Origin of the sequence: Pseudomonas proteolytica, from assembly GCF_007858275.1 — a bacterium.
GTDB classification, from domain to species: domain Bacteria; phylum Pseudomonadota; class Gammaproteobacteria; order Pseudomonadales; family Pseudomonadaceae; genus Aquipseudomonas; species Aquipseudomonas proteolytica.
In genome coordinates this window covers 72,160-85,735 of the sequence record NZ_VFEV01000027.1, presented here as the reverse complement: position 1 = coordinate 85,735, position 13,576 = coordinate 72,160, and the positions used below count along the sequence as shown (strand labels likewise).

Sequence of the window (13,576 nt, the reverse complement as noted above, 5' to 3'; positions counted from 1 at the left end):
ACATTTCCATGCTGATCACCCTGTGTTCTCCTGCTCAAAAAGTGAGCAGAAGCAGTTGAACACCTGGGTCAGTTTTCAGTCGGCAGAACAGCCTCTACTGGGTCAGTTTTCGGTCAGCGGCAACAGCGTAATGGTACCCATGGTGCGGAAGGGCGGTATATCGACGATGTATTGCTTGTGATTGGCGAGCAGTGAGTCAGCGCCTAACAGTGGATGTTCAAGCTGTATCAAGGAATGTTAATGGGATTCTATATTCGTAAGAGCGTCAGAGTAGGTCTGTTTCGTTTCAATCTGTCCCAGCAGGGTGTGGGCGTTTCGGTGGGATTGAAAGGCCTACGCATCGGGACCGGGCCTCGAGGCAATTACGTTCATATGGGGCGGGGAGGCCTGTACTACCGGGCTACCGTACCAAGGACCAACGATAAGCCGCCTTTTTTGCCTCACGTTGAAACTACGGTAATACCTGAGGGCACTCACGCCCCTTTAGTCGAGATCGAGTCCGCGGATGCTTCGCAAATCGTGGATTCATCCTCACGTGATTTGCTCGATGAAATGAATGCGAAGCAGGCAAGATGGCGGCTTTGGCCATGGGTTGGTGTCCTAGGAATCCTCGTAGTATTTCTTGGCCTGCGTAATGGTTGGTCCATTGGGACTATGTGGGGTGCGCTTATCCTCGGTTCAGTCCTAACAATTGCCTCTGCAGTACGCGATACGATGGCTAAGACGGTTGTACTGTTTTACGATTTTGACGCCGAGATGGAAGAAGCTTACGAAGCACTGCACAGCAGTGGCCAGCAGGTTTCGGCAGCAGATGCGGCCTGGCATATCGAGGCCGAAGGCGCCGTTCATGATCGTAAGTATCACGCTGGTGCGAGCAATCTTGTACGTCGGAAAAAAACGACTATTGCTCGGTCTTCACCACCTTATGTAAAAACCAATATAGAAACTATCTCCATGGTTGTTGGGCGCCAAACGCTGCATTTCTTCCCTGATCGTGTATTGATTTATGACGAGAAAAGTGTGGGCGCGGTTAGCTATCGAGAGCTGCAGTTGCAGGTCAATGCGAAGCGGTTTATTGAAAGTGCTTCGCTTCCCAGGGATGCCACGGTAGTCGACAGGACGTGGCAATTTGTTAACAAGAAGGGTGGCCCTGATCGTAGATTCAAAAACAATCGTGAACTCCCTGTTTGTCTTTACGATGAATTGAAGTTGTCTAGCACCACGGGTCTGAATGAGGTCGTACAAATCTCGCGAAATGGTGTGGGAGAGGCTTTTGCCAAGGCTATTCTCGACCTTGCACGGGTTATGCCTTCTGAGCGAGTAAGCTGAGGCAACCTAGTTCCTCGTATTCGTGCCCGAGTTTCACGCATGTATGGAATGTTGATTTGGTCAGTAGCTCGCTAACTAATTCAGCATCTACCAGCGATTGTTGCGTGGTCGGAGTTTCGACGGCGAAATCCAGTTTTATCATAAAAAATTTCATCAAGGACTCACAGCTTGCCTATCAAAACGGACGTCTGGACCGTCGGCCTTACACCCAATAAGCTTCGCCAAAGCCGATTGGCCAGTGAGCAGCTACTGGAAGAAATGATCATCAGCTCCCCAAGCATTCTCTCGGATGAGTGGATGCTGATAGGTAGGCAAGAAAGCACTGGTATGGGGGGGCGCATTGATCTATTGGCCATTGCTCCTGATGGAAATCTGGTACTAATTGAGCTCAAACGAGACCGCACGCCCCGTGAAGTCGTTGCTCAGACCCTCGATTACGCCGTGTGGGTCGAGAGTCTCCGTGAGAACGAAATCGCGGCGATTTACCAACGGTTCCGCCCCGGAAGTAGCTTGTATGCAGATTTTTTAGCGCGCTTTGGTCGTGTGCTAGACGACGATGATTTGAATAAAAGCCACCAACTGATCATCGTCGCCACAGAGTTGGATGTCAGCAGCGAGCGAATCGTTGAGTACCTCAGCAAGCGAGATATTCCGATCAACGTGCTCTGTTTTCAAATTTTCCAGGTGGGCGATCAACAGCTACTGAGTCGATCCTGGTTACTCGATCCTGTTCAGACTCAAGTGAACGCCGCGTCGACGAGCGAAGGGCATAGCGAGCCTTGGAACGGCGAGTTCTACTGTTCGTTCGGCGATTCTGCCTCGCGCTCATGGGCCGATGCTGTGGAGTTCGGTTTTATTTCCGGCGGTGGAGGCGCGTGGTACAGCAAGACCCTGCAGCTCCTGTCTCCGGGAGATCGGATCTGGGTAAACATTCCGCAGCAAGGCTATGTCGGCGTAGGACGCGTTCTTGGCACGTCCACACCTGCGAACGAGTTCACAGTGATGCAAGACGGCGAGGAGCGGCCGGTGCTAGAGGTCGCAACGCGCGCCAATTATCATGCAGAATTTGCTGACGATCCGGAGCGCTGCGACTATTTTGTTCCGATCCAATGGCTGCAAAGCGTGCCGGTGAGCCAGGCAGTACGAGAGATTGGGATGTTTGGGAATCAGAATACGGTTTGCCGTCCGACTACGCCGAAGTGGCGGTGGACGATTGAGCGATTAAAGCAGCGATTTCCGCGTTTCGATGAAGTGGCAGCTACTGAGGTCGCGAGCGTTCCTGGCAGTTGATAAATTGGGCAGCAGCCTGCTGCCCAATTACTTGTTCAGTAGCACCTACAGTCAGTATCTCTTTTAGTCTGGAGAAAGTCCCACCTGCGGTGGGACATGCGATTATTGGTCTGCCAGCTTAAGTAAATCGAAAACCACTCTGGCAAATTTACTGGCCTTAGCAGGGTCAGAGAGCAGTTGCATCATCTGGTTCTGGTGGGCATCGCCACTGTCCATAATCGCGTCATCAACCGCATTGGCGAAGTTTCCAAGCAATGCCTGTTCGGGAGTATTGTTTGCCAGTTGTTGCATAACTAACTGGTTTTCACTGACCTTGTCACGGATGGTATAGGCGTAATTTACCATGTCTTTTTCAGTCAGTTGGTCCGTCACAAACAGCTCATTGAGCCGTTCTAATATCTGTGAAAGCAGCTCTTCCTTTTTGTCCTTCGCAGCCGCTGATCCAAGCCCCTCACCTGGCACGAGCTTATAGTCGGGCGAGTCTTCTTTTAGCTTCAGATCTTGCTGGCGTATTTTCGAAACGCGGTAGTGGCTGAGCACGACACCAGTGAGGTCAATATCATCCTCATCCACAGCGGCTTCACGCAGCATTGGGCTTAGATTGCGTGCGTATAGGCTGAGCTTTTCCAGCTGCTTATCATCGTAATCGACGATCTGCGACATGAATTCATAGAAACGCACAAAGGTGCCCAGATCCTTTTTGAAGATGTCCAGGGCGTCCTTGGCTTGCTTGCATTCCTTCAGGTCGTTTTCAGCGTTGGCGACCAACACTGCATCCTGAGTCTTTTTGATTCTCTCAAATATGTCTTTCGAGTGTGCGTAGGCATCAACCGCCAACTTGTAGCGTTTCGTCCAGCGTTCGACCGCAGGCTTGCAAATGTTGGCAATCGCCGCATTGCTTTTGTTTTTGATGAAAAAGGCTGCGGAGAACTGCTCAACCTCGCTGGACTTGTAAATGCCTGCCGCGTTGAGCTTCTCAAACAAATCGAAGATCAAGTCTGGATCGGAAACATCTGCCAGCTCTGCCGTCTGAAAGTACGGCTGGAACGAATCGAGGATGTCTTGCGGCTCGTTGAAGAAGTCCAGGATGAACGTGCCAACGTCCGCCTTGCCGGGATACGTACGGTTCAAGCGCGACAGGGTCTGCACGCACTCGACGCCGCCGAGTTTTTTGTCCACGTACATGGCGCAGAGCTTGGGTTGGTCAAAGCCGGTCTGAAATTTGTTGGCAACGATCATCACCTGATAATCATCGCTATCAAAGGCTTTGCGCATATCGCGGCCTTTGAGGTTGGGGTTCATGTTGTTCTCGGTGTATTTGTTGCCGAGTAACGCGACCGCATTTGGGTCTTTCTCTGTGAACTCCACCTCACTGGAGAATGCCACCATGGCATGGATTTTTTGGTAGCCCTTATCGACGATGTATTTGTCGAAACACAGCTTGTATCGCACGGCCTCTTTGCGTGAGCTGGTGACCACCATGGCTTTGGCTTGACCGCCCAACAGGCCCATCACGTTGTTGCGAAAGTGCTCAACAATCACCTGCACCTTTTGCGCGATGTTGTATTCGTGCAGGCGCACCCACTGGTTGAGCTTGACCTTGGCTTTCTTGCTTTCGACCTCCTGATCAGCCTTGTCGATTTTTTGCGCCAGGTTGTAGGCCACTTTGTAGTTGGTGTAGTTCTTCAGCACATCGAGAATAAAACCCTCTTCAATGGCCTGACGCATGCTGTACACGTGGTAGGCCGCGGGCTTATTGGTTTTAGAGGGCTGCTCAGTTGGCTTGGGCAAACGGCCAAACAGCTCCAGCGTCTTGGTTTTCGGCGTAGCGGTGAATGCAAAGTAACTGAGGTTTTTCGACACGCGGCGTGAAGCCACGGCGGCATCGAGAATGTCCTCGGTGCTAAGTTCGTCCTCACAATTAGCCTTGGCCTCAATCATCAGCACTTCTTTTAGCTGGCGGGCGGTAGAGCCGGTTTGCGAGGAGTGGGCTTCGTCAGCAATGATCGCGTAGCTGCGCTCTTTCAGGCTGACGCTGTTTTCGATGGCGCGCAGCACATAGGGAAAGGTCTGGATTGTGACGATAATAATCGGCTGCGAGTTTTCCAGCGCTGCGGCGAGCTTTTCCGATTTGGAACCGTCGCCTTCCTGATTATTGATGCGGCCAACCGCGCCATCGACGTGTTCAAACTGGTTGATCGTGTCTTGCAGCTGATCATCCAGCACGGTGCGATCCGTCACCACAATCACTGAGTTGAATTGCTTACAACCCTGGTTGTCATAAAGCGCCGAAAGCTGATGCGCTACCCAGGCAATCGAGTTGGACTTGCCGGAACCGGCGCTGTGCTGGATCAGGTACTTATGACCGGGGCCTTCGGTGCGGGCCGCCGTGACCAGTTTATTCACCACATCCCACTGATGGTAACGCGGAAAAATCAGGCTTTCTTTCTTGTATTTACGGCCTTCCCAATCTTCTTTGTCTTCAATTTGCAGGTGCACGAAGTGCCCGAGGATCGACAGTAGGTTGCTGGGGAGTAAGACCTCGTTCCACAGGTAATCGGTGGCGTACTGGTTAATGTCTGACGGCACATCGTTCCCGGCACCGCCTGCCTTTGTGCCTTTGTTAAACGGCAGAAAGAAGGTATCAGTGCCTTCCAGCCGCGTGGCCATATAAACCTCGTATTGGCTCACCGCAAAATGCACCAACGCACCACGCTTGAAGGTCAGCAGCGGTTCGGGCTTTTTGGTTATTGGGTCGATGGCCAAGCGCGTGGTTTTATATTGCTTAATGGCCTTCTGCACGGCCTGCTTGAATTCGGATTTCAGCTCCAGCGTGGCAACCGGCAAGCCGTTTACAAACAACACCAAGTCAATCCGCCAGGCTTTGGCCTTGCTGCCGGTTTGTTCGAGATGTTCTTGGCTTGCCCAAGGTGAATAAATCACCTCAGGCACGACACGGCAGCGGTTCTTAGCATAGCGAGCCAAGGTGTCGGGGTTTAGATCGTGCTCAGGTTTAAACTGACACAAGCTGAAACGGGTGCCACGGTCACGTAATTCATGGCGCAACACGCCCAGCGTGCCGAAGGTGCGCATTTCTTTGCTGGCGGCATTGGGGTCGGTTTTATTCAGCTGGGTGGCGACTCGCTCAAGAAAGCTCTGATTGGGGTTGTTTGGGTAGAGGATGCAGAATTTTTGCCACTGCTGAGGCTGGGTGTCTTGCACAAAACCGAGCAAGTCTTCGGGATACAGGGCGAGTTCACGGTTGTAGTGCTCCGCCTTACCCAGCTGCCAACCGTTACTGAGCAAATGCTTGAGCATATCGTTTTGAAACATTAGCTCGTTGGCCTTGCCTCCATCCAATGAACTCATGCGGCTACTTCCTTGTTGGTTTGACTGTTTTTCGGAGTAACCCAATCTCTCACGTCGATCTTGCCGGTAACGGCGGCTGAGATTAGGGCAGTACGGCGTTCTTTAATGATTTTTATTGATTGTTCAGCTTTCGCAATCAATAGATCAAGTTTTTCCCTGGATTTAAAAACATGATCAATGATCTGCTTCTGCTCTTCAATGTCAGGGAAGGCAGCAATCAGTTTGTTTACGTCAGGCATGCCAATTGTTTTCAAAGTTGCACCGAAGGTGTATCGATCGAGCTCATCTTTCATGGCGTAAAAAATAAGCAATAAGTATTCTGGAATGACTTTTTTCTCGTTGCATACCCAAGCAATAATATGTTGCGATACAGCCATAACCCTTGTCGTGATTGCCGCCAAACCGATGCTTGCATCTCTGGTGAAAACTACGCATCTTTCGGGAAGCTTTCGGGCTGAAGAGTTGGCTATACCTTTTTCATTCAGATAAAATGCAGTATCGCTGATGTAGTCGACTTCTTTTAATTGAGATGAGTCGTTGAGCGATACCCACGGAATATCGCAATCGACCCAATACTCCTCAATTTTTTTATCTGGAGTATGTCCACTTTCCAACCTGGCAACGTGCTTGATGCGGCAAACAGTCCACTCCTCCGGAACGTCCCCCAGCCACTCAACACCCGAGTCGCGCATCTTAGCGTTGCAGTTCAAACCTTTAGTGACAGCATGGCTGATTACGGCTTGACGTTTTTCTTTTAGTAGTTGAATGATTTGTTGTTGATGCTCTATTAGACTATCAATTTTAACAGTTTCGCGGTCGAGGAAGTTAACTATGTGGGTAAGCTCGTCTTCAGGAGGGAGCGCCAGTCGTGTTTTAAGAATGTCTGTGCTCGATAAGTGCTTAACCGTTGTGTAATACGTTAAGTCATTAATTATTTTCATGTTGAATGGAAGCGAGTAAAAAATAAAATCTTGTAAGGAATGGTTGGGTGCCCGAATGCAGGCGACTCGCTGATTTAATGCGGCTTCTCCTCCTTTCCATTTTGCCACATTAAAGTCGCCGTCCATTCCTACTAATATATCATTGTCGGTTATTAGCGACTCTGGCGGTACCTTGCCGATATACCCAACTTCTGTTTTCGATGAGTTTATGTCGCGAATTCTAACAAGAGGGATGCCCGATGATGGTTCAAATAGCTTTGAGTCAAATGGGTAGCCATTGATTACGTGTGCCGATTCTTTAATGCGCACCAGTTTCCAATGGCTAGGGATTTTTCCTAGCCACTCAACCATAGAATCTTTATATTGAGAGTATGGCTTATATCGTCCGGCCATTACGAATGCACCTCTTGTAGTAACTGCATAATCTCAGCGGATACTGCATCCAGATCGACATCGATTTCTACCAAGTCTCGCGGCGGCTGATACTGATAAAAATGCCGATTAAAGGGGATTTCATACCCGACAATACCAACTTGCTGATCCTTAGCGTCTTTTTTGCTGGCGTCTATCCAAGCATCTGGCACGTGTGGCTGAATTTCTTTTAGGAAGTAAGCCTCATTGCTGGCATTAACGCTCTGACTCGGATCGAGCGCGACGTTTTCGTTGTCGCGCAGCTCACTGTCGGCTTGATACTCCAGTACTTCTCCGTCAACGCCAAAAAATCCATACAGTGGATTGGCTTTGGTTTTGTGAACCTTCTTGATGACCTTGGCGGCGGCTGGGTTCTTCCAGCTCACGGCATCGATGATCTGCTTTTTGTCTTTGGCGTCCAAGGCAATGCCCTGTTCCTTGCAGGCAGCTTTGACGGCCTCCTCAAAGGTGTTGAAGTCGTCATACTGGGCAGCACCGATGCTTGCCTGCAACTGTTGCGTCTTGAGCAACAGCCGCTTTTGGTTCATCCAGGTTGTTCTGCTTAGCAGATCCTTAATGTGCTTCTCTTTCAGCTCAGCAAAATGCAGCTTGCAGTAACGACGGACGGCCTCTTCATGGGTACTCAGATCACCGTAGAGCTTGCAGTTGTCGCCATCGCTCCAGCTCTCACCCTCTATGGCACTGTATTCCTGATAGAGCCACTGCATGGCGCTATTAAGGGCGCCGGGGGCGAAACGGCAGGTTGCAACGCGTTCGTCACTGAACTGCCAAGACAACCGCAATGGGCGCTCAATGCTGATACGCCGATAGCCGAACTCGTGGGTGCTGAAAATCTTGCTGGCGAAGGTCTTGGCTGCCTCGGCTTTGGGGTTGGCTGCCTGGCGGCCGCGATTGCTTTTTTGTGCGGCTTGTTTGTCGAGTTCGTAGGCATCGACTGCGGCAAAGCTGCCGAAGGCGCGTATCACTGTGGCAATATCGCTTTCGTCCATTTCATTACGCTTGGAACCGAGGGATTTGCGCATTTTGCCGCACAGGTTCACACCATTGATCAGTTGAACCTTGCCCTTACGCTCTTGGGTTTTTTTGTTGGACAATACCCAAATGTAAGTTGAGATGCCGGTGTTGTAGAACATGTCGGTGGGCAGCGCGACTATGGCTTCGAGCAAATCGGTTTCCAGGATGTAGCGGCGGATTTCTGATTCGCCGGAGCCGGCACCGCCGGTAAACAATGGCGAGCCATTCAGGATAATGCCAATCCGGCCACCACCCTGGGAGCCGTCGCGTACCTTGCTGAGCAGGTGCAGCAGGAACAGCAAGGAGCCATCGCTTACTCGTGGCAAACCCGCGCCAAAGCGGCCACTGAAACCCTTGTGTGTGTGCTCGTCGCTGATTTCTTGCTCGATCTTTTTCCAGTCCACGCCAAAGGGTGGGTTGGACAGCATGTAGTCAAATTCAGTGGCGTAGAGCTGGTCGTTCGACAAGGTGTTGCCGAGCTTGATGTTGCTGACATCCTGGCCTTTGATCAGCATGTCAGCTTTGCAGATGGCATAACTCTCAGGGTTGAGCTCCTGACCATAAGCTCGCATCACCGCCTGGGGGTTCAGCTCATGCACGTATTCCATGCCGGATGAGAGAAAACCGCCCGTCCCGGCCGTAGGGTCGTAGATGGTGCGGATGATGCCGGGCTTGGTCAGCGCATCATCGTCTTCCATAAATACGAGGGAGGTGGTGAGGCGCACGATATCGCGTGGGGTAAAGTGCTCCCCGGCGGTTTCATTCGAGCTTTCCGCAAAACGACGGATTAGTTCTTCAAACACTAGACCCATATCGTGGTTGGAGACCGCTGTGGGGCTTAGGTCGGTCTTTCGAATCCGTAGTACGATCTTGTAGAGCAGATTGGCATCGTTTAGCTGACCGATGAACTCGCTAAATTTGAAGTGTTCGAAAATTTCGCGGGCGTCCTTGGAGAAACCCTGCAGATAGGATTCGAGGTTGGCTTTGATGCCCGCTTCACCGAGTTTGGAGAGATCCATTTTTGAGGTGTTGAAAAACGAAAGCCCACCGCTAGCTCTTAGCAACAGTTTTTCTTGGGCTTCTTCGGAGTGATTGAGTTGCAGGAGTTTTTCATGCTGAATCAGCACCGCTGCTTTGGTCGGCTCCAACACACACTCCAGGCGCCGCAGCAAGGTGAACGGCAGAATGATCCGGCCGTATTGGCTTTGCTTGAAGTCGCCACGGAGTAAATCGGCCAATGACCAGATGAAAGCGGCCAGATTGTTGGAGGCTTGCGACATGTTCTGAAGTCCTTGTAGTGCTCGAAAGCTGCTGAACCACTGTGCAGCTCGGTGATGAATCTAACTGGGGCGCATTATGCTGCAACGACTGCGAGCGGTGATGGCCTCAGTTGGATATTTCACTCAATAGGTTGGGGGCGGGAGGTGACGATCACTTCCCTACAAAATATCCGTGGCGCATCCAGACGTGGGTAACCCTGTGAGATCACCGTTGTCCGCCCCTCCACGCGGGTCCATCCAAGCGGGGCTGCAAAGCCGCCCTGCTTGGATGGACCTCACTTAAAAAATCTAAAGCCCACGCAAACGGTCTGTGGAAAACCACAGATTTCCACCGCTGGATAATTTCATCCACAGCCGCAGAACTCCCGAAAATTGGAGTCTTGACCCAAATTATCCACAGGCGTAGAAAAGATCGGGCAAGCGCTGTCGTTGACAGCAACCCAGGTAGCCAGAACCTTTAAGGCTACGCCACACAGTGGTGGTTTTCCCAAAGTGCGATTAGCGTCCGGCGGCTCGCACGGTCACAGCGATGTGATGGATGCCTACTTTTACCAGTGTGCCCACTGCGGCAACTTCCCTCTTTCATAGCTGCCCTGCAGCAACCTATCCGCTTGGCCATTTCATTGCGCCAACCTGCGCCCGTCTCTTTCTCCCGGAAAGAGACGGGCGCTGCTACCACTGCTGCAGCCCACCTCGTACAAAGCATTGCGGCATTTCCCCTCGTGACAATCGGCGTGACAAACACCGAAGTCACCATCAACAGCGATGCAGATGATGGTGCCGCAGCCCACGGAATGGAACTGCACCTGACTGACAGTCAGGCATGCCCCGGTCATCGCATCACTGCCTTCACCCGACTCAGGATCTCGCGGCGGCGGTCTCGTCAGCCAATGCAGCCTCCACCCGCCCACCGGTATCGGTGCTCAGGAGGCCTGATCATGAGATGCCCAAGCTCCCGGTCGTAAAGAGCCGTCAGTCCCGCGTTAGTGGACAACCCTCACAGGTCGCAGGGGCCTTGATCCCTGATAACACTCAACATTCTTGGCGGGATGACGTGGGGAAAGTTTCAAACGTATGCCTTCGGAAGGAGTTTGATCATGGCACTGGTGGGCAGGCGAGATGGGCGCAATTTTGGCTATGGTCGGCAACTGAGTTATGCCGGGCCACAGGCATTGAAAGATTTGTTTGGCGGCGGGCATTACGGCACGGTCAAGGCGCACAGTGATCGCTGGCAGGCGTTTGTACGTTGGTGTCGCTCGGAGGATGGGCCAGGCGTCAACGATGCACGACAGATTGATCGGCAGACCTTGCTGGACTACGCCGAGCATCTGCGTCAGCAAGTTGAACAAGGTGCTATAGGCATCGCCACCGCGCAAAACCGATTGTCCAGCGTGAACCGGACCATGGCTGCGCTTCGCGTTGATCAGTATGTGACGGTAGTGAGTCCGAGCAAGGCTTTGGGAATGCGGCGCACCAGTGGTCGTCAATCGGTGCCGCAAGGCCAAGATCGCGAACATGTGAAACGGATCGTCGACATACTCTGCGAACTCCAAATGCAACGCGCTGCCGCCATCGTGCACTTGGCGCGAGCCGCCGGAATGCGCTTGCGTGAGGCCATTTTGGCCGACCTTCCTCGACTGCAACGGGAAGCCGAGCAACTCGGGAGGATCAACATCCAGGATGGCACTAAAGGTGGCCGCTCAGGTGCATCGGCACCTCGTTGGATTACGGTAGATGATCATGTTCGTGACGCGCTGAGGTTTGCCGAACAGGTCTCGCCCGACGGTAGCCGCAACCTGCTTGCACCGAATGAACGCTACCTTGAATTCCAACGGGGAATCGTTCGCCCGGCACGGGACATCCTCCATCCGTACAGCCTCAAAGGCTTCCACGAATTGCGGGCGGCCTATGCGTGCGAGCGCTATGAGCAAATCACCCATCATTTCGCGCCCATCAACGGAGGCAGTTGCTATCAGCTCGACCGACGCCTTGATCGCGCGGCCAGAGACCAAATCAGCTATGAACTCGGGCACGGCCGTATCGACGTGGTGTCGGCTTACATAGGCGGCCGAGCATGAGCAAGTCATTCGATATGGAGCTGTTCCTGGCGGGCATCCTGACCGGGTCACATACCACGCGCCAACGCCATCTGCGTCAGGCGAAGGCTATCCAAACAGCGATCGCTGAGCGCTGGCAACGCGACAATCCATGGACTTGGCAGAGAAAACACCTTGCGTGGTTTTTGAATCACCACCTAAACCAGCACACTGAATCGACGCGCTATTACTATTTGCTGACCATCCATTTGCTCACTCTTCGCTTAGGAAAATCCTGGCAGTTCAACCGCTAGACTTGAGCATTAGCGCGTCCCTGCGTCGTTCTGGGTATTCTCACTATCGCTGTCACCTTTGGCGTACTGAGCCCAAAGCTCCATCAGCTCTCGACGCTTTTCGAAGAAGTCAGATCGTGAATAAGCGCTTTCGGTTTCTCCTCGCTCATCATGAGCCAGCGCCAGCTCACAAATCTCTCGAGGGAAATTAGTCTGCTCGCCCGCCCAGTCGCGGAACGTTGAGCGGAATCCGTGGCGAGTGATGCTTTTATAGCCGAGCCCGTGCAGCAGGTTACGAATGCCGTTGGCATGCATGACGCCGCTGCGACCACTTCCTGGAAACACGTAGGGACTTTCGCGGCCGAGCTTGGGAAGACTCTTGAGTAGTGAGACGACTTCTGGCGCCAGCGGGACCGCGAAAGCCTGGCGGGTCTTCATTCGTTCGTCGGATAAAGACCAGCGGCCTGCCTCAAGGTCGAATTCATCCCAGCGTGCGAATCGGACCATATGTGAGCGAGCACCGGTTAGGATCAGTAACTGAGCTGCGATAGAAACGTGGCTGGTGTCCTTACGCAAGGCTTCCATGAGTTTTGGAAGGTCCTGCCATTTCAATGCCGGGTGATGTTGGCGTTTGCGAGCTTTCTTCTTCTCATGCCGGCTAAGGAGATTTTCCAGATGACCGCGCCAGCGAGCCGGATTCTCTCCGGACCTGAGGCCTTGGGCTCTTGCGGCATCGAGTATCTGTTCGATTTGCCCTCGAACCTCATCAGCCGTCCGTGTCTTGCTTGACCAGAGTGGCTGCAAGGCCTTGATCAGGTGCTTGGTCTCGATCTGGTCAGCGGACAGCTTCCCTACTATTGGGAAAGCATAGAGCTCGAGTTTCCTCAGCCAGCCTTTGCGCCATTTCTCTGACCAGCTCGAGCCATGGGCGTCACGGTAGTCGGAGGCTAACTTCTCGAAGGTTATCAGATGTGCCAGTTCTCTGCGTTCGGCTTCCCGCTGAGCAGCTTGTTCAGCCTGTCGTTTCGCGAGTGGATCAGTGCCGTTGAGGATATGGACTTTATTTTCATAGGCGGCTGCGCGGGCTTTTTTCAGGTCGAGTTGAGGGTAGCTCCCGAGACCCATCTCCCTGCGTTTGCCGTTCAATTGAAAGCGGAGTACCCAGGTTTTTCGTCCTGAGGGTTTCACCAAAAGACGAAGCCCGTCACCGTCTTCGTACGTCCCTGCCTCAACCAGGTTTTTGACTTGATTGGCGGTCAGTTTGCCCATTTTTTCGCCCTCTGTTCCCCCACTTGTTCCCCCACTTACGCGTGGAACGCCTCGGATCAAAACGGAAGTCACAGGAACAAAAGTAGGCTGAAACCCTTGATCTAGCAAGGCTGTCGCGGTTTTCAGTAGATGAGGCTGGCTTTCAAAAAGGCATTAAAAAGCCGGCTTGTGGCCGGCTTCTCGGGGACTGGTTAAGTCTATTTTTGGTAAACCTCACCAGCCTTCAATCGTTCACTCAAGCGCTCGCCCAAGTGATAAAGGGGGCATCGGCGGGAACTCCTCCGCGTCGCCGGGCAGGGTGTGTGGGCTTTACGCCGACCCTG

9 protein-coding genes are annotated in these 13,576 nt (G+C 52.5%); 5 read left to right on the top strand and 4 right to left on the bottom strand.

Annotated features, from left to right (window positions below):
- The 3 genes from FIV38_RS30115 to FIV38_RS19435 all read left to right on the top strand — a co-directional run.
- Nucleotides 1-181: hypothetical protein (locus tag FIV38_RS30115; RefSeq protein WP_146492572.1), on the top strand; the 181-nt coding region annotated here is incomplete at its 5' end.
- A gap of 59 nt (nt 182-240) precedes the next feature.
- Nucleotides 241-1,329 (top strand): DUF4236 domain-containing protein, encoded by a 1,089-nt coding sequence (locus FIV38_RS19440; RefSeq protein WP_077431196.1) that lies wholly within the window; start codon nt 241-243, stop codon nt 1,327-1,329.
- 168 nt (nt 1,330-1,497) lie between these two features.
- The gene (locus tag FIV38_RS19435) at nt 1,498-2,619 is read left to right on the top strand and encodes an endonuclease NucS domain-containing protein (RefSeq protein WP_047543313.1); all 1,122 of its coding nucleotides are present in this window, start codon (nt 1,498-1,500) and stop codon (nt 2,617-2,619) included.
- A 102-nt stretch (nt 2,620-2,721) separates the two neighbouring features.
- On the opposite strand, the gene FIV38_RS19430 is transcribed toward FIV38_RS19435, so the two are convergent.
- From FIV38_RS19430 to FIV38_RS19420, 3 genes are read right to left on the bottom strand one after another with little or no spacing between them, the layout of a single operon-like run.
- On the bottom strand, nt 2,722-5,988 hold the full coding sequence (locus FIV38_RS19430; protein WP_092230712.1) for a type I restriction endonuclease subunit R: 3,267 nt from the start codon (nt 5,986-5,988) through the stop codon (nt 2,722-2,724).
- On the bottom strand, nt 5,985-7,322 hold the full coding sequence (locus FIV38_RS19425; RefSeq protein ID WP_050514012.1) for a restriction endonuclease subunit S: 1,338 nt from the start codon (nt 7,320-7,322) through the stop codon (nt 5,985-5,987). The genes FIV38_RS19430 and FIV38_RS19425 overlap by 4 nt, the downstream gene beginning before the upstream one ends.
- Nucleotides 7,322-9,655, bottom strand: a complete 2,334-nt coding sequence (locus tag FIV38_RS19420) for a type I restriction-modification system subunit M (RefSeq protein WP_092230710.1) — start codon at nt 9,653-9,655, stop codon at nt 7,322-7,324. Before FIV38_RS19420 ends, FIV38_RS19425 begins: the two co-directional genes overlap by 1 nt.
- Nucleotides 9,656-10,752: 1,097 nt before the next feature.
- On the opposite strand from FIV38_RS19420, the gene FIV38_RS19410 reads away from it, so the two are divergent.
- The gene (locus FIV38_RS19410; RefSeq protein WP_092230707.1) at nt 10,753-11,733 is read left to right on the top strand and encodes an integrase domain-containing protein; all 981 of its coding nucleotides are present in this window, start codon (nt 10,753-10,755) and stop codon (nt 11,731-11,733) included.
- Complete coding sequence (locus tag FIV38_RS19405) at nt 11,730-12,005, top strand: hypothetical protein (protein WP_047543325.1); 276 nt, start codon at nt 11,730-11,732, stop codon at nt 12,003-12,005. The genes FIV38_RS19410 and FIV38_RS19405 overlap by 4 nt, the downstream gene beginning before the upstream one ends.
- 9 nt (nt 12,006-12,014) lie before the next feature.
- On the opposite strand, the gene FIV38_RS19400 is transcribed toward FIV38_RS19405, so the two are convergent.
- On the bottom strand, nt 12,015-13,253 hold the full coding sequence (locus tag FIV38_RS19400; protein ID WP_092230704.1) for a tyrosine-type recombinase/integrase: 1,239 nt from the start codon (nt 13,251-13,253) through the stop codon (nt 12,015-12,017).
- Nucleotides 13,254-13,576: the final 323 nt, after the last annotated feature.

Bases quoted from the DNA above. Each gene is read 5' to 3' on its own strand.
- FIV38_RS19440 (WP_077431196.1), top strand. From the start codon at position 241: ATGGGATTCTATATTCGTAAGAGCGTCAGAGTAGGTCTGTTTCGTTTC.
- FIV38_RS19430 (WP_092230712.1), bottom strand. From the start codon at position 5,988: ATGAGTTCATTGGATGGAGGCAAGGCCAACGAGCTAATGTTTCAAAAC.
- FIV38_RS19425 (WP_050514012.1), bottom strand. From the start codon at position 7,322: ATGGCCGGACGATATAAGCCATACTCTCAATATAAAGATTCTATGGTT.
- FIV38_RS19420 (WP_092230710.1), bottom strand. From the start codon at position 9,655: ATGTCGCAAGCCTCCAACAATCTGGCCGCTTTCATCTGGTCATTGGCC.
- FIV38_RS19410 (WP_092230707.1), top strand. From the start codon at position 10,753: ATGGCACTGGTGGGCAGGCGAGATGGGCGCAATTTTGGCTATGGTCGG.
- FIV38_RS19405 (WP_047543325.1), top strand. From the start codon at position 11,730: ATGAGCAAGTCATTCGATATGGAGCTGTTCCTGGCGGGCATCCTGACC.
- FIV38_RS19400 (WP_092230704.1), bottom strand. From the start codon at position 13,253: ATGGGCAAACTGACCGCCAATCAAGTCAAAAACCTGGTTGAGGCAGGG.